This is a genomic window from Nonomuraea sp. CA-143628 (assembly GCF_050942315.1).
Lineage (GTDB): Bacteria > Actinomycetota > Actinomycetes > Streptosporangiales > Streptosporangiaceae > Nonomuraea.
Genome location: NZ_CP192072.1, coordinates 360,996 through 375,194 on the forward strand (window position 1 = coordinate 360,996; position 14,199 = coordinate 375,194).

At 69.0% G+C, this 14,199-nt stretch carries 16 protein-coding genes; 12 read left to right on the plus strand and 4 right to left on the minus strand.

Features of this window, described 5'->3' with window-relative positions; all coding sequences use genetic code 11:
• Positions 1-33: 33 nt before the first annotated feature.
• Entirely contained in the window at positions 34-1,155 is a 1,122-nt protein-coding gene (locus ACQP2T_RS01750) for an NlpC/P60 family protein (protein WP_433514448.1), read from the plus strand.
• A 116-nt stretch (positions 1,156-1,271) separates the two neighbouring features.
• Here ACQP2T_RS01750 and ACQP2T_RS01755 read toward each other — a convergent pair whose 3' ends face one another.
• Positions 1,272-1,760, minus strand: a complete 489-nt coding sequence (locus tag ACQP2T_RS01755; protein ID WP_357653916.1) for an inorganic diphosphatase — start codon at positions 1,758-1,760, stop codon at positions 1,272-1,274.
• A 72-nt stretch (positions 1,761-1,832) separates the two neighbouring features.
• On the opposite strand from ACQP2T_RS01755, the gene dacB reads away from it, so the two are divergent.
• The 11 genes from dacB (at position 1,833) to ACQP2T_RS01810 (ending at position 11,600) form a co-directional block, all read left to right on the plus strand.
• Positions 1,833-3,254, plus strand: coding sequence for a D-alanyl-D-alanine carboxypeptidase/D-alanyl-D-alanine endopeptidase (gene dacB / locus ACQP2T_RS01760; protein ID WP_433514449.1), 1,422 nt, complete (start codon positions 1,833-1,835; stop codon positions 3,252-3,254).
• 162 nt (positions 3,255-3,416) lie between these two features.
• Positions 3,417-4,493, plus strand: a complete 1,077-nt coding sequence (locus tag ACQP2T_RS01765; RefSeq protein ID WP_433514450.1) for a zinc-dependent metalloprotease — start codon at positions 3,417-3,419, stop codon at positions 4,491-4,493.
• 6 nt (positions 4,494-4,499) lie between these two features.
• The gene (gene tilS, locus ACQP2T_RS01770; protein ID WP_433514451.1) at positions 4,500-5,492 is read left to right on the plus strand and encodes a tRNA lysidine(34) synthetase TilS; all 993 of its coding nucleotides are present in this window, start codon (positions 4,500-4,502) and stop codon (positions 5,490-5,492) included.
• 10 nt (positions 5,493-5,502) lie between these two features.
• Positions 5,503-6,054 (plus strand): hypoxanthine phosphoribosyltransferase, encoded by a 552-nt coding sequence (gene hpt, locus ACQP2T_RS01775; protein WP_225293318.1) that lies wholly within the window; start codon positions 5,503-5,505, stop codon positions 6,052-6,054.
• Positions 6,055-6,280: 226 nt separating this feature from the next.
• Complete coding sequence (ftsH, locus tag ACQP2T_RS01780; RefSeq protein WP_433514452.1) at positions 6,281-8,278, plus strand: ATP-dependent zinc metalloprotease FtsH; 1,998 nt, start codon at positions 6,281-6,283, stop codon at positions 8,276-8,278.
• A complete protein-coding gene (gene folE / locus ACQP2T_RS01785; RefSeq protein ID WP_358533581.1) occupies positions 8,275-8,853 on the plus strand; it encodes a GTP cyclohydrolase I FolE in 579 nt (192 codons plus the stop codon). Before ftsH ends, folE begins: the two co-directional genes overlap by 4 nt.
• 152 nt (positions 8,854-9,005) lie before the next feature.
• Positions 9,006-9,812 carry a dihydropteroate synthase gene (folP, locus tag ACQP2T_RS01790; RefSeq protein ID WP_433519695.1) on the plus strand — a complete coding sequence of 269 codons (807 nt, stop codon included), beginning with the start codon at positions 9,006-9,008 and terminating at the stop codon, positions 9,810-9,812.
• Entirely contained in the window at positions 9,809-10,252 is a 444-nt protein-coding gene (locus ACQP2T_RS01795) for a nuclear transport factor 2 family protein (RefSeq protein ID WP_214641971.1), read from the plus strand. Before folP ends, ACQP2T_RS01795 begins: the two co-directional genes overlap by 4 nt.
• Entirely contained in the window at positions 10,242-10,607 is a 366-nt protein-coding gene (folB, locus tag ACQP2T_RS01800) for a dihydroneopterin aldolase (RefSeq protein ID WP_433514453.1), read from the plus strand. The genes ACQP2T_RS01795 and folB overlap by 11 nt, the downstream gene beginning before the upstream one ends.
• Positions 10,608-10,644: 37 nt before the next feature.
• Complete coding sequence (folK, locus tag ACQP2T_RS01805) at positions 10,645-11,148, plus strand: 2-amino-4-hydroxy-6-hydroxymethyldihydropteridine diphosphokinase (RefSeq protein WP_433514454.1); 504 nt, start codon at positions 10,645-10,647, stop codon at positions 11,146-11,148.
• Positions 11,145-11,600, plus strand: coding sequence for a DUF3180 domain-containing protein (locus ACQP2T_RS01810; protein WP_433514455.1), 456 nt, complete (start codon positions 11,145-11,147; stop codon positions 11,598-11,600). Before folK ends, ACQP2T_RS01810 begins: the two co-directional genes overlap by 4 nt.
• A gap of 13 nt (positions 11,601-11,613) precedes the next feature.
• Here ACQP2T_RS01810 and ACQP2T_RS01815 read toward each other — a convergent pair whose 3' ends face one another.
• From ACQP2T_RS01815 to ACQP2T_RS01825, 3 genes are read right to left on the minus strand one after another with little or no spacing between them, the layout of a single operon-like run.
• Positions 11,614-11,814 (minus strand): hypothetical protein, encoded by a 201-nt coding sequence (locus tag ACQP2T_RS01815; protein WP_433514456.1) that lies wholly within the window; start codon positions 11,812-11,814, stop codon positions 11,614-11,616.
• A 22-nt stretch (positions 11,815-11,836) separates the two neighbouring features.
• Positions 11,837-12,943, minus strand: coding sequence for an acyltransferase family protein (locus ACQP2T_RS01820; RefSeq protein WP_433514457.1), 1,107 nt, complete (start codon positions 12,941-12,943; stop codon positions 11,837-11,839).
• Positions 12,940-14,085: an NADH-quinone oxidoreductase subunit D gene (locus ACQP2T_RS01825; protein ID WP_433514458.1), complete on the minus strand. Its 1,146-nt coding sequence runs from the start codon at positions 14,083-14,085 to the stop codon at positions 12,940-12,942. Before ACQP2T_RS01825 ends, ACQP2T_RS01820 begins: the two co-directional genes overlap by 4 nt.
• Positions 14,086-14,199: the final 114 nt, after the last annotated feature.

The following is a 14,199-nucleotide window of genomic DNA, read 5'->3' on the forward strand; positions in this document are numbered from 1 at the left end:
TACACAGAGTGACAGGCGGGAACTGTGTGCACTATGCACGCCATCAGAGCCGGACTCATGGCAGTCTGCCTGGTCGTCACCCTGTGCCCGCCGGCCGACGCGGCTCCCGGGCCGTCCCGCCGGAAGGTGATGCAGGCCCGCCACGCCGTACGGGATCGTACGCGGCAACTGGGCACCGCGAGCGCGCGGCTCGCCGAGGCCCAGTCACGGCTCGACGATCTCGCGGCCGGGGCGGAGCGGCTGGTGGAGGCGTACAACGGGGAGCTCGTCCACCTCGAACGCGCCAGGCGGGCCCGCGACCAGGCCCAGGCCCGGCTGGCGCTGGCCGACGCCGAGGTGGAGAAGGCCCGCGCGCCCGTCGCGCTGCTCGCGGCGCAGGGCTACAGCGGGCTCGACATGATCACGCCGATGCTCGGCATGATGACCGACATCGGCGACACCGACGGCTTCCTGCACCGGGCGAGCGTCCTGGAGCAGCTCAGCAGCGAGCAGGGCGCGGTGCTCGACCGGATGCGCGACGCCCAGGAGGTCTCCGCCATCCTGCGGAGCGCGGCGGCCGACGCCTACGCCGAGCACGAGGCCGTGTCCGAGCGCGCCAGGCAGGCGAAGGTCGCCGCCGAGGCGGCCGTCGCCGCGCAGAAGCGTGAGACCAGAGGGCTGGAGGTCGAGCGCGCCGCGTGGCAGCGGCGGGTCGACGCCGCGCGTACCCACGCGAACCTGCTGGCCAGGCGGCGGGAGGCGGCGCTGGCGCAGGCGCGCCTCAGCCGCGGGCTGCACGCGTCCGGCTCGCTCATGGGCGACGTCGCGGCCAACTGGGCGCTGACCCAGCTCGGCAAGCCGTACGTGTGGGCGGCCGACGGCCCGGACAGCTTCGACTGCTCGGGCCTGACCATGCGCGCCTGGGAGCAGGCGGGCGTCGGGATCGACCACTGGACCGGCACGCAGTGGACCTCGGGCCCGCACGTGCCGCTCGACCAGTTGCGCCGCGGCGACCTGCTGTTCTTCGGCTACGTCAGCAGCGACCCGAGCACGATCCACCACGTCGGCATGTACGTGGGCGACGGGCTGATGGTGCACGCGCCACAGACCGGCGACGTGGTGCGGGTCGCCTCAATGTGGCGAGGAGACCTGGTGGGCGCCACCCGGCCCCAGTGACCCGCGAAGGAGCGCCGGTGTCTGGAGTGAGGAGGGAGGGAGCGTAGCGACTGACCGACGATCGGAAGACGCCGGATTCCAGCGACTGAGCCGCGATCCGAAGGATCGCCATCAACTCAGTGACCTTCGTCCTTGGCGCGCTGGAAGGAGCGTTTGATCTCGACCTCGGCCTCCATCCGGCCCACCCAGTTGGCGCCCTCGACGGACTTGCCGGGCTCCAGGTCCTTGTAGACCTCGAAGAAGTGCTGGATCTCCAGCCGGTCGAACTCCGGCACGTGATGGATGTCGCGAATGTGCTCCATCCGCGGGTCGGTGGCCGGGACGCACAGAACCTTGTCGTCGCCGCCCTTCTCGTCCGTCATCCGGAACATCCCCACCGCGCGGCAGCTGATGTAACAGCCCGGGAAGGTCGGCTCCTGGAGCAGCACCAGCGCATCGAGCGGGTCGCCGTCCTCACCGAGGGTGTGCTCGATGAAGCCGTAGTCGGCGGGGTACTGCGTAGAGGTGAACAGCAGCCGGTCAAGCCTGATGCGACCGGTTTCGTGGTCCACTTCATACTTGTTCCGTTGTCCCTTGGGAATCTCAACGACAACGTCGAACTCCACCGCGGTTCCTCCGCTCACGCCGAGTGGGCGTTAATGTCTCGTAGGCGAACACCAGGAGAGAGGTCAGGCGACGTGGCGCGGCACGAGCGGTGGGTGATGCTGACCACTCTCGCCATGCTCCAGGTGCTGACGATCGTCATCGGCCTCTATGCGATGACCAACGACTTCAGCCTGGGCGCGCTGACGAGGGGATCGTCACCGACCGAGCCGACAGCGTCTCCTCAAGGGTCTCCCCCCGTCTCCGTGGTCACCGCGGGGCCGGTGCTGGCCCAACTCCAGGTGAGGGCCGGAGACGGACCTCTCACTACTAAGCGTACTTTGACCCAGCAGCTCACCCGCGCCCTGGGTGACGAAGCGCTGGGCGCTCGGGTGGGCGCCGTGGTCCTCGACGCGGCCACCGGCGAGCAGGTATTCGCCGCTAACCCCGACGTCGGCATCACTCCGGCCTCCACCACAAAGTTGGTCACCTGCACGGCCGCGCTGGCCGCGCTCGGTCCCGACACCCGCCTGTCCACCCGGGTGACGCAGGGCCAGTCGGCCAACTCGATCGTGCTGGTGGGCGGCGGGGATCCGACGCTCGCCGGGCCGTCGGCCAAGTCCCTGTCCTATCCCAAGCAGGCGTCGCTCGCCACGCTGGCCTCGCGCACCGCCGCCGCGCTGAAGGCCAAGGGCGTCACCAAGGTCACGCTCTCCTACGACGCCTCCCTGTTCACCGGTTCCACGCTGGCGCCCGGATGGAAGCCGGGCTACGTGCCCGACGGCGAGGTGGCGCCGGTCTACGCGCTGGCGATCGACGAGGGACGGCGCGACCCCACCGCGCGGCAGCCGCGCGTGTCCAACCCGCCGCAGTACGCCGCCGCCGCGTTCGCCCGGCTCCTGACCAAGTACGGCGTGAGCGTCGGCAAGTCGGTACGACCGGGCAAGGCACCCGCCGGGGCCGCCGAGCTCGGCCGGGTCGACTCGGCGCCGCTCTACGCGCTGGTCGAGCACACGCTGACGTTCAGCGACAACGACCTGGCCGAGGCGCTGGCCAGGCACGTCGCCATCAAGGAAGGCCAGCAGGCGTCCTTCGAGGGCGCGACCAAGGCCGTGGTCGGGGTGCTGCAACGGCTCGGCGCGGCCAAGGGCGTACAGGTCTTCGACGGCAGCGGCCTGTCCGCGCGCAACCGCATCAGCGCCGACGCGATGGCCCGGGTCATCGCGATCGCCTCCGCCGCGTCCCACCCCGACCTGCACCCCATCGCCTCCGGCATGCCGATCGCCGGGTTCTCCGGCACCCTGGGCAACGGCAGACGCTTCACCGGCGGCGACAGCAAGGGCCAGGTCGGCCTCGTACGCGCCAAGACCGGCACCCTCAACAACGTCAACACGTTGGCCGGCATGGCCACCACCAAGGAAGGGCGCCTGGTCACCTTCGCCTTCCTGGCCGACCGCGTCCCGAGCACCGCCGAACCGGTGCTGGACAGACTCGCCGCAATCGTCGCGAGATCATGAAGGTGCTTCTTCGCTGTGTTGATGGCGATCCTTCGGATCGCGGCTCAGTCGCTGGGATCCGGTGTCTTCCGATCGTCGGTCAGTCGCTTCGCTCCCTCCCTCCTCACTCCAGACACCGGCGCTTCTTCGCGGGCCTGACAAGAACCACGTACGGTGGACGGTATGCAGGTGATCGACTGGGATCTGGCCGTCACGACCGGCACGCGCCTGGTGCGCCCCGGTCCTCAGGTGAGCCGGGAGGAGGCCAGGCAGGCCGTCACCGAGCTCCGCGCGCTGTCACGTGAGGCCGAGGGCCACGTACGCGAGTTCACCAAGATTCACACTGAGACCGCGCCGCAGGCGGCGACCATCGTCGACCGTCCCGGCTGGATCAAGGCCAACGTCGAGGGCTTCCGCGTGGTGCTCGAACCGCTCACCGAGCGGGTCGGCGCCGGAGCCAACCCGCCGCCGGCGTTCGTCACGGCCGTGGGCTCCCGCATCACCGGCGTCGAGGTGGGCGCGGTGCTCGCCTTCCTCGCCTCGCGGGTGCTCGGCCAATATGAGCTGTTCCTGCCGCCGGACCCGACGGGCCGCGAGCCGGCCGGGCGTCTGACCCTCGTCGCGCCCAACATCGTGCACGCCGAGCGCGAGATGAACGTCGACCCGCACGACTTCCGCCTCTGGGTGTGCCTGCATGAGGAGACGCACCGGGTGCAGTTCACCGGGGTGCCGTGGCTGCGCGAATACATCCGCTCGCAGATGACCGAGTTCCTGCTGGCCTCCGACCTCGACCTGGGCACGCTGCTGGAGCGGCTGCGCACCGCCGCCGACACGGTGGCCGACGTGGTGCGCGGCGGCGAGGGCAACCTCATCGACGCCATCCAGTCGCCCGGCCAGAAGGAGATCCTCGACCGGCTCACGGCCGTGATGACACTGGTCGAGGGGCACGGCGACTACGTCATGGACGCCGTCGGCCCCTCGGTGGTGCCGTCGGTGGCCGACATCCGCGCCAAGTTCGCCCATCGCCGCGAGGGCGGCTCGCGCCTCGACCGCACGGTCCGGCGGCTGCTGGGCATCGAGGTCAAGATGAAGCAGTACGCCGAGGGCTCGGCCTTCGTCCGCGCGGTGGTGGACCAGGCCGGCATGGACGGCTTCAACCGCGTCTGGACCTCGCCCGAGACCCTGCCGACGACACCCGAGATCACCGACCCCAGCGCCTGGGTACGCCGCGTCATCGGCACCAACGCCCTGCCCGCCTGACTCGTCATGGGCCCGCACCCGGCCGTCGCGGACGTCCGAAGGGCCGTCCGTGAGGCGCTGGCCGACATCGGCGACGGCGCGCTCGTGCTGGCGGCGTGCAGCGGGGGAGCCGATTCCCTCGCGCTCGCCGCCGCGCTCGGCTTCGTCGCGCCGCGCGCGGGCCTGAAGGCCGGGCTGCTGACGGTGGACCACCAGCTCCAGGAGGGCTCCGCCGCCCGCGCCGAGACGGTGGCCGCGCTGGCCCCGGCCTTGGGCCTCGACCAGGCCGAGATCCTCACCGTCGACGTCGGCACGTCCGGCGGCCCGGAGGCGGCGGCCAGAGACGCCCGCTACGCCGCGCTCGCCGAGGCGGCCGACCGGCTCCAGGCCGCGACCGTGCTGCTCGGTCACACCAGGGACGACCAGGCCGAGACCGTGCTGCTCGGCCTGGCCAGGGGGAGCGGGCTCAGATCGCTGTCCGGCATGGCCCCGGTGACCGGCCGCTACCGCAGGCCGCTGCTGTCCCTCTCCCGTGCCACCACCGTCGCCGCGTGCGCGGCGCTCGGCCTCAGCCCTTGGGACGATCCGCACAACGAGGACCCCCGCTACACCCGCGTACGGGTACGGACCAGGGTGCTCCCGCTGCTGGAGTCGGAGCTGGGGCCCGGCGTGGCCGACGCGCTCGCCAGGACCGCCGATCTCGCCCGGGACGACGCCGACGCCCTTGACGAATGGGCCGACACGGCATATCAGAATTGCGCTCTAAGCGATATCACCGGTTCGGTGACGCTGTCCGTACCCGAGCTGGAACGCCTCCCAGGCGCCGTCAGGCGGCGGGTCCTGCGGCGGGCGGCCATCGCGGCGGGAACACCGTCCGGAGCCCTCTCCGCGACCCACGTACGTGCCGTCGACCGGCTCATCACGGCCTGGCGCGGGCAGAAGGCCGTGGATCTACCCGGGGGTCTGGCCGCTGTGCGGCGGTATGACACCCTGATACTCGCCATCAGTCCCATCCCGTAAGGAACCACAGGTGGACGCTGCCGATATGGGCAAGGACCTCGAGAAAGTCCTGATTCCCCAGGACGAGCTCCAGGCCAAGGTGAAAGAGCTTGCCGGGCGGATCGACGCCGACTACGCGGGCACGGAGCTCCTGCTCGTGGGCGTGTTGAAGGGCGCGGTCATGGTGATGGCCGACCTGGCCAGGGCGTTGCACGTGCCCGTCCAGATGGACTGGATGGCCGTGTCGTCCTATGGCGCGGGCACGAAGTCGTCCGGTGTCGTGCGGGTGCTGAAGGACCTCGACACCGACATCATGGGCCGCCACGTGCTGATCGTCGAGGACATCATCGACTCGGGGCTGACCCTTCACTGGCTGCTGGAAAACCTCAAGTCGCGCAACCCGGCCTCGCTGGAGATCTGCGCCGCTCTGCGCAAGCCCGACGCGGTAAAGGTGCCGATCGACGTGAAGTACGTCGGCTTCGACATCCCCAACGAGTTCGTCATCGGTTATGGCCTCGACTACGCGGAGCGTTACCGCAATCTCCCCTTCATCGGCACCTTGGCTCCCCATGTTTACAAGTAGGCGCCGGGAACACCGCGCCACCTGACGTACGTTGGTAGGGCAAGACCGGTGTAGCGGGCGGTCCCTCCGCGCGCTTCCCCGGTGTACCTTCTGAACTCCGGGAGGGTGACCAAGCGTCCCCTTCGGGTAGTCAGAAGTCGCGGCGTCGGATGCCGCGGCCCTGGGAATTCCCGGGGTTCCAGGCCATGGTCAGGAAGGGACGGGCCCGCAAGGGGTTCCGCATCGGATGGATCTCAAGCGATTTACACGTGGGCCACTGCTGTGGATCCTGGGCATCGTCGTGCTGCTCCTGCTCGTCACCCAGCTCTGGAGCGGCGGCGGCAACTTCAAGCAGGCCGACACGTCCACAGTCCTCCAGCAGATTCGCACCGGCAATGTAAGCAACGCCAAGATTGTCGACAAGGATCAGCGCATCGAGCTGACGCTGATCAAGCCGATCACGGTCAGGCCGGGTGACACGGCGACCAACATGATCCAGTCTGACTGGGTCGCCGGCTACGGGCCGAAGCTGACCGAAGAGCTGCAGGCGCAGGTTCAGGCGGGCACGACCAAGAGCTTCACCACCGAGGTGCCCCAGGAGAACTTCCTGGTCAGCATCCTGGTGAGCTTCCTGCCGATCGTCTTCATCGTCCTCATCTTCCTGTTCATCATGAACCAGATGCAGGGCGGCGGCTCGCGGGTCATGAGCTTCGGCAAGTCCAAGGCGAAGCTGATCACCAAGGACACCCCCAAGACCACTTTCGCCGACGTCGCGGGCGCCGACGAGGCCATCGAGGAGCTCCAGGAGATCAAGGAGTTCCTGCAGGCCCCGGCCAAGTTCCAGGCGATCGGGGCGAAGATCCCCAAGGGCGTGCTGCTGTACGGCCCGCCCGGCACCGGCAAGACGCTGCTCGCCCGCGCGGTCGCGGGTGAGGCCGGCGTGCCGTTCTACTCGATCTCCGGCTCCGACTTCGTCGAGATGTTCGTCGGCGTCGGCGCCTCGCGGGTCCGCGACCTGTTCGAGCAGGCCAAGGCCAACGCGCCGGCGATCATCTTCATCGACGAGATCGACGCCGTCGGCCGGCACCGCGGCGCGGGCCTGGGCGGCGGTCACGACGAGCGCGAGCAGACGCTCAACCAGCTGCTCGTCGAGATGGACGGCTTCGACGTCAAGGGCGGCGTGATCCTCATCGCCGCGACCAACCGGCCCGACATCCTCGACCCGGCGCTGCTGCGTCCGGGCCGATTCGACCGCCAGGTCACCGTCGACCGTCCCGACCTGGAGGGCCGCAAGGGCATCCTCAGGGTCCACGGTCGCGGCAAGCCGTTCGAGCCGGCGGTCGACCTCGACGTCATCGCGCGTCGCACGCCCGGGTTCACCGGTGCCGACCTGGCCAACGTGATCAACGAGGCGGCGCTGCTCACCGCGCGCGCCGACAAGAAGCTGATCTCGATGGACATCCTCGAGGAGTCGATCGACCGCGTCATGGCAGGACCCGAGCGCAAGTCGCGGGTCATGTCCGACAAGGAAAAGAAGATGATCGCCTACCACGAGGGCGGTCACGCGCTGGTGGCGCACGCGCTGCCCAACTCCGACCCGGTCCACAAGATCACGATCCTGTCCCGTGGCCGCGCCCTGGGTTACACCATGACGCTGCCGATGGAGGACAAGTTCCTGGCCACCAGGTCCGAGATGATGGACCAGCTCGCGATGCTGATCGGCGGTCGCGCGGCGGAGGAGCTCGTCTTCCACGAGCCCACCACCGGCGCCTCCAACGACATCGAGAAGGCCACGGCGGTCGCCCGCCGCATGGTGACCGAATACGGCATGAGCGAGCAGCTCGGCGCCCGTAAGTTCGGCTCCGGCCAGGCCGAGGTCTTCCTGGGCCGCGAGATGGGCCACGAGCGCGACTACTCCGAGAAGATCGCTTCGACGATCGACGAGGAAGTCCGCCGGATGATCGAGACGGCGCACGACCAGGCGTGGGACATCCTGGTCGAATACCGCGACGTGCTCGACAACCTGGTGCTGCAGCTCATGGAGAAGGAGACGCTCTCCCGCGACCAGGTGCTGGAGGTCTTCGCCTCGGTCGTGGTCAAGGAGCACCGCCCGTCCTACGCGGGCTACGGCAAGCGGCTCCCCTCGGACCGCCCGCCGATCCTGACCCCGAAGGAGCAGTCGGCCAACGGCTCGCTCGCCGCGGCCAGTCACCAGGACGCGCTGCCCTCTGGAGACAGTGCGTGAGTTCGCAAGACGTAGACCTGGGCCGGATCGAGAAGGCCGTCCGCGAGATCCTTTACGCCATCGGCGAGGATCCCGACCGTGACGGCCTGCTCGACACGCCCTCTCGGGTGGCCCGGGCCTACGCCGAGCAGTTCTCCGGCCTCGGACAGACGCCGGAGAGCGTGCTCAACAAGGTTTTCGACGTCGACCACGACGAGATGGTGCTCGTCAGGGACATCGAGGTCTACTCCACCTGCGAGCACCACCTGGTGCCCTTCCACGGGGTGGCCCACGTGGGCTACATCCCCAACGAGCGCGGCCAGGTGACCGGGCTGTCCAAGCTGGCCCGCCTGGTGGATGTCTTCGCCCGCCGCCCCCAGGTGCAGGAGCGGATGACCTCGCAGATCGCCGACGCGCTGATGCGCGTGCTGGAGCCGCGCGGGGTGATCGTGGTGGTGGAGTGTGAGCACCTCTGCATGACCATGCGCGGTGTCCGCAAGCCGGGCGCGAAGACGGTGACCTCGGCGGTGCGCGGAGATTTCCGTACGAGCGACAAGACCCGCGCCGAGGCGATGGCGCTGATCCTGCACCGATAAGCGTGCTGACTTTGCACCGATAAGCACCAGTCGGCGAGCCTGTGGCACTGATCGGATTGTTATTTGCGTGTGGGCACCCTCCACAGACCCCATCAACCATGACCGCCTAGGCTTGGGGCATGGTTGTCGGAGCAGAGGCGCGGTGCCTCGTCATGGGCGTGGTCAACGTCACGCCGGACTCGTTCTCCGACGGGGGCCTGTGGTTCGACGAGGCGGCCGCTGTCCGGCACGGGCTGGAGCTGGTCTGTGAGGGGGCCGACATCGTCGACGTGGGCGGCGAGTCCACCCGCCCCGGCGCCGCCAGAGTGCCGCTCGACGAGGAGCTGGCCCGCGTCGTGCCGGTGATCAGGGCGCTCAGCGCCGAGGGAGTGGCGGTCAGCGTCGACACCATGCGCGCCGAGGTCGCCAAGGCGGCGGTGGAGGCGGGGGCGAGGCTGGTCAACGACGTGAGCGGCGGGCTGGCCGATCCCGAGATGCCGCGCGTGGTGGCCGACACCGGCGTCGACTACGTGGTGATGCACTGGCGCGGCCACAGCCATGACATGGACCGCCGGGCCGTCTACGACGACGTCGTGACCGAGGTGCGCGAGGAGCTCGCCAAGCGGGTCGACCTGGTGCTGGCCGAGGGCGTGTCCGAGGAGCAGATCGTGCTCGACCCCGGGCTGGGCTTCGCCAAGAACCCCGCGCACAACTGGGAGCTGCTCGCCGGGATGGGGGAGCTGGCCGAGCTCGGCTATCCGCTGCTGATCGGGGCCTCGCGCAAGCGGTTCCTGGGGCGGCTGCTCGCCGACGCCGACGGCACGCCGCGCCCGTTCAGCGGCAGTGATTCCGCCACGGTGGCCGTGACGGCGCTGGCCGCGCACGCCGGTGCCTGGTGCGTACGAGTGCACGAAGTAGGTCCCAATGCCGATGCCGTGCGCGTGGCCGCCGCATGGAAGAGACCCGGAGCCAACACATGAGTGTCGACACCGCCGCGATCGAGACGGTCAACCAGGACTTCTATCTCGCGATCGAGGACGCCAACCTCGACAAGATGACCGAGATCTGGGCCGAGGACTCCGCCGACGAGCAGGTCAGCTGCGTACATCCGGGCTGGACCCTGCTCTCGGGGCGGTCCGAGGTGCTGCGCTCCTGGGCGCTCATCATGGCCAACACCACCTACATCCAGTTCGTGCTGACCGACGTCAACACCACTGTGCTGGGCGACGTGGCCGTGCTCACCTGCGTCGAGAACATCCTCACCGCCGGCGAGGAGGGCGAGTCCAGCTTCGCCGCCGGCAAGGTGGTGGCCAGTAACGTCTACGTGCGCACGGCGCAGGGCTGGCGGCTGTGGATGCATCACGGTTCGCCGGTGCTCCAGGGTGACGACGACGAGGAGGAAGGCGAGCTTGAGGTCTGATCGCATCACGCTGAAGGGCCTGCGGGCCAGGGGCCGGCACGGCGTGCTGGCGGCCGAGCGTGAGCTGGGTCAGGAGTTCGTGGTCGACGCGACGCTGTTCCTCGACACCGCCCCCGCCGCCGCCTCCGACGACCTCGGCAAGACGGTCCACTATGGTGAGCTCGCCCAGGCGCTGGTCGCCGTGGTGGAAGGCGAGCCGGTCGAGCTGATCGAGACGCTCGCGCAGCGCCTGGCCGACGTGTGCCTGGCCGCCGGCCTGGTGGAGTCGGTCGAGGTGAGTGTGCACAAGCCCGCGGCACCGATCCCGCTGCCGTTCGACGACGTGGTCGTCACCATTCAACGGAGTCGCGAATGAAACGTGGTGAGCTGTAGGTGAGCGAGAGGAGTAGCACGTGAACGTCGTACTGTCTCTCGGTAGCAATCTCGGACGGCGCTTCCAGACCTTGCAGGACGCCATCGACACCCTTTTCGACGCACCGGGGCTGGAGTTCGTCGCGAGCTCGCCCGTCTATGAGACCGACCCGGTCGGCGGTCCCGCCGGGCAGCGCCCCTACCTCAACGCGATCGTCATCGCCGAGACCTCGCTCCAGCCGCAGGCGCTGCTGGAGCGGGCGCAGGGCGTCGAGAACGCCTTCGGGCGGGAGCGCAACGAACGCTGGGGTCCGCGCACGCTCGACATCGACCTGATCGTCGTGGGTGACACGGTCTCCGACGACCCCGACCTGACGCTGCCGCACCCGCTCGCGCACGAGCGGGCCTTCGTCCTCGTCCCGTGGGCGGACGTGGACCCCGGCGGCGTGCTGCCCGGCCAGGGTCAGGTCGCCGACCTGCTCACGGACCTCGACCAGAGCGGCGTACGGCTGCGCGCTGACCTCAAGCTGCAGAGTCCGGATTGAGGCCCACTCGCCCCGGCCTGCTGGTCGGCATCATCGTCGTCGTGGCGCTGGTCGCCTGGATGGTGGTCAGGGAGTTCTACGCCGACCTGCCCATCGTGCCGTGGACCGCCATCCCCACCGTCCTGCTGCTGGCCCTCGGAGAGGCCTACAGCGGGTGGGTGACGAAGGCCCGGATCGACCGCAAACCTGACACCAAGCCGGTCGAGCCGCTGGCGGTGGCCCGGCTGGCGGCCTTGGGCAAGGCGTCGGCCTATGTGGGTGCGGTGTTCGCGGGCGTCTTCGGTGGGTTCGTCCTGCACACGGTTCAGCTGTTCACCAGGGAGACGCCGCGGTTCGAGTTCTTCGTCGCGGTGGGCTCGCTGCTGGCGTTCGTGGTGCTGATCGCCGCCGCCCTCTTCCTGGAGCACGCCTGCCGCATCCCGAAGGACCCGGAGGATCAGAGGCCCAGGTAGATGGCGCCGCGAATCACCAGGCGTTCGCTTCCTCGGACAGGTCCTCGTCGGCCAGGCGTACGGCGTCGGCGCGGGCCCGCGTGAGCCAGACCTCCCGTTCGAGCAGGCGGAGCGCGCGCCGGATCACGTCACTCGCCTGCTCGCCCTCCCGCATGGCGGCCTGGATGATGCGCTCATCCTCCGGAGTAGCCAGGAACCCGATGCCGGCCGTCATGGGCCCAAGCTAGCGGCCATGGTCAACTCTTGTCAGGCACTTGTTCGGCAGGGGCTCGTTTGCGGCCGAAGAGGTAGATGACCGGGAGGGTGCAGATCAGCGGGCCCAGGATGGCGAGCGGGCGTTCCAGCCACCATCTGAGGTCCGGTGGCACCTCGCCGCCGAGCGTGCCGAAGAACCACCACAGCAGACCCAGCGCGATCGCCATCCCCGTGGTGTGGAAGAGGAACAGCGGCAGGGCGTAGCGGTTGATGGTGCCGTTGACCCGGCGCCACCCGGGCTTCTCCAGGACACGCTCCATCGACGGCCGCAACACCTCCACCAGGCCGATCTGGAACAGCAGCAGCGCCACGATGACGAAGGTGGGCGGCGCCATGTTCGACCACTTGTCGCCCGGCACCCCGACCATCGAGCCCGGATAGATGCCCGAGTAGACCAGGCCGAACAGGGCGAACAGCCCGGTCCACAGGACCCCCACGTCATAGCGCCTGGGCAGGATGACGATCCGGTCGTAGAAGAAGCCGGCCTGGTGGGCCAGCCCCCAAACGATGATCATGTTCAGCCAGCCGACCCACTCGACGCCGTATCGGAAGCGGACCACGTCGATCACCAGGGCGGCGCCGCCCAGCCAGATGAGCGCCAGCACGTCGTAGTGGCGGTGCAGCCACAACGCCACGGGCAGCAGCGCGATCAGCACCAGATAGACGCCGAGGAACCAGAGCGGGCTGAGCACCAGCAGCACCACCCGCCACATCCACTCGACGTGGAACATCCAGGTCACGACCGCGCCGATGGTGATCCACACGCCCGACAGCACGAGCGCGGGCGCGGCCAGCGCGCGGATGCGCCGCCAGACGAACCGGCCGATGCCGATGCCGCGGGCCTGGGCGCGGCTCCACGACAGCAGGTGTACGTGGCCGCCGACGTAGAAGAAGAGCGGCAGCACCTGAAGCAGCCAGGTGAGTATCCACAACCCCGAGGTGAAGCCGAGCGGGCTGGTCGGTTCGGGCCCTTCGGGCTTCCACTGCAGGATGGTGAACGCCCAGTGCCACACCACCACCACGATCAGACTGAGAGCGCGCAGCCAGTCGACATATTTGTCCCGCTGCGGAGTCGCGACGTCGGTCACTTGTCGATGTCACCCACGACGAAGAACATCGAGCCGAGGATCGCCACCATGTCGGCCACCAGATGCCCGGGCAGCATCTCCCGGAGCACCTGGATGTTGCTGTAGGACGCGGAGCGCAGCTTCAGCCGCCATGGAGTCTTGTCCCCCTTGGACACGAGGTAGTAGCCGTTGATGCCGAGCGGGTTCTCGGTCCAGGCGTACGTGTGGCCTTCCGGCACCTTGAGCACCTTGGGCAGCCGCTGGTTGATGGGGCCCGGCGGCAGCGAGCGCAGCCGGTCGACGCACGCGTCGGCGAGGTCCAGCGAGACTCTGAGCTGGTCGAGCAGGATCTCGAAGCGGGCGTGGCAGTCGCCCGCGCCGCGCGTGACCACCTTCACCGGCAGCTCGGGATAGGCCAGGTACGGCTGGTCGCGCCGCAGGTCGAGGTCGACGCCGGAGGCGCGGGCGATGGGGCCGCTCACGCCGTACTGCAGGATCTGCTCGCGGGTCAGGACGCCGACGCCCTTGGTACGGGCCAGGAAGATCTCGTTGTCGAGGATGAGATTCTCGATGTCGGGCACCCGGCGCCGGGTCTCGGCGACGGTCTCGGAAACCCGGTCCAGCCAGCCGTACGGCAGGTCCTCCTTCAGCCCGCCGACCCGGTTGAACATGTAGTGCATCCGGCCGCCGGAGATCTCCTCCATCACGGCCTGGATGCGTTCGCGCTCGTTGAAGGCGTAGAAGATGGGCGTGATCGCGCCCAGCTCCAGCGGGTACGAGCCGAGGAACATCAGGTGGCTCAGCACCCGGTTGAGCTCGGCCAGCAGCGTGCGCGCCCACACGGCCCGTACCGGCACCTCCATGCCCAGCATGCGCTCTGCGGCCAGCACGACGCCCAGCTCGTTGGCGAACCCGGCCAGCCAGTCGTGCCTGTTGGCCAGCATGATGATCTGCCGGTAGTCGCGGACCTCGAACAGCTTCTCCGCGCCCCGGTGCATATAGCCGATGATCGGCTCGGCCGTGGCGATGCGCTCACCGTCGAGGGTGAGCCGCAGCCTGAGCACCCCGTGCGTCGACGGGTGCTGCGGGCCGATATTGAGGATCATGTCCTCGGTGGCCAGCTCTTTCGCCCCGACGCCGATCCCGACCACGCGTTCCGTCATATGGCAATGCTGCCACCGGCAGTCGTGGTGATCCAGCACAGGAAGAGGTCAAGGAACCCTATATCGGTGCATTCCGCCCACTGGACAGGGGAGGAACATCGGGAACGGGGGGAG

Coding starts and splice junctions, on each gene's coding strand:
- ACQP2T_RS01750 (WP_433514448.1), top strand. CDS start 34: ATGCACGCCATCAGAGCCGGACTCATGGCAGTCTGCCTGGTCGTCACC.
- ACQP2T_RS01815 (WP_433514456.1), bottom strand. CDS start 11,814: ATGACGGCCGGCATCGGGTTCCTGGCTACTCCGGAGGATGAGCGCATC.
- ftsH (WP_433514452.1), top strand. CDS start 6,281: ATGGATCTCAAGCGATTTACACGTGGGCCACTGCTGTGGATCCTGGGC.
- tilS (WP_433514451.1), top strand. CDS start 4,500: ATGGGCCCGCACCCGGCCGTCGCGGACGTCCGAAGGGCCGTCCGTGAG.
- ACQP2T_RS01765 (WP_433514450.1), top strand. CDS start 3,417: ATGCAGGTGATCGACTGGGATCTGGCCGTCACGACCGGCACGCGCCTG.
- folP (WP_433519695.1), top strand. CDS start 9,006: ATGGGCGTGGTCAACGTCACGCCGGACTCGTTCTCCGACGGGGGCCTG.
- ACQP2T_RS01825 (WP_433514458.1), bottom strand. CDS start 14,085: ATGACGGAACGCGTGGTCGGGATCGGCGTCGGGGCGAAAGAGCTGGCC.
- ACQP2T_RS01795 (WP_214641971.1), top strand. CDS start 9,809: ATGAGTGTCGACACCGCCGCGATCGAGACGGTCAACCAGGACTTCTAT.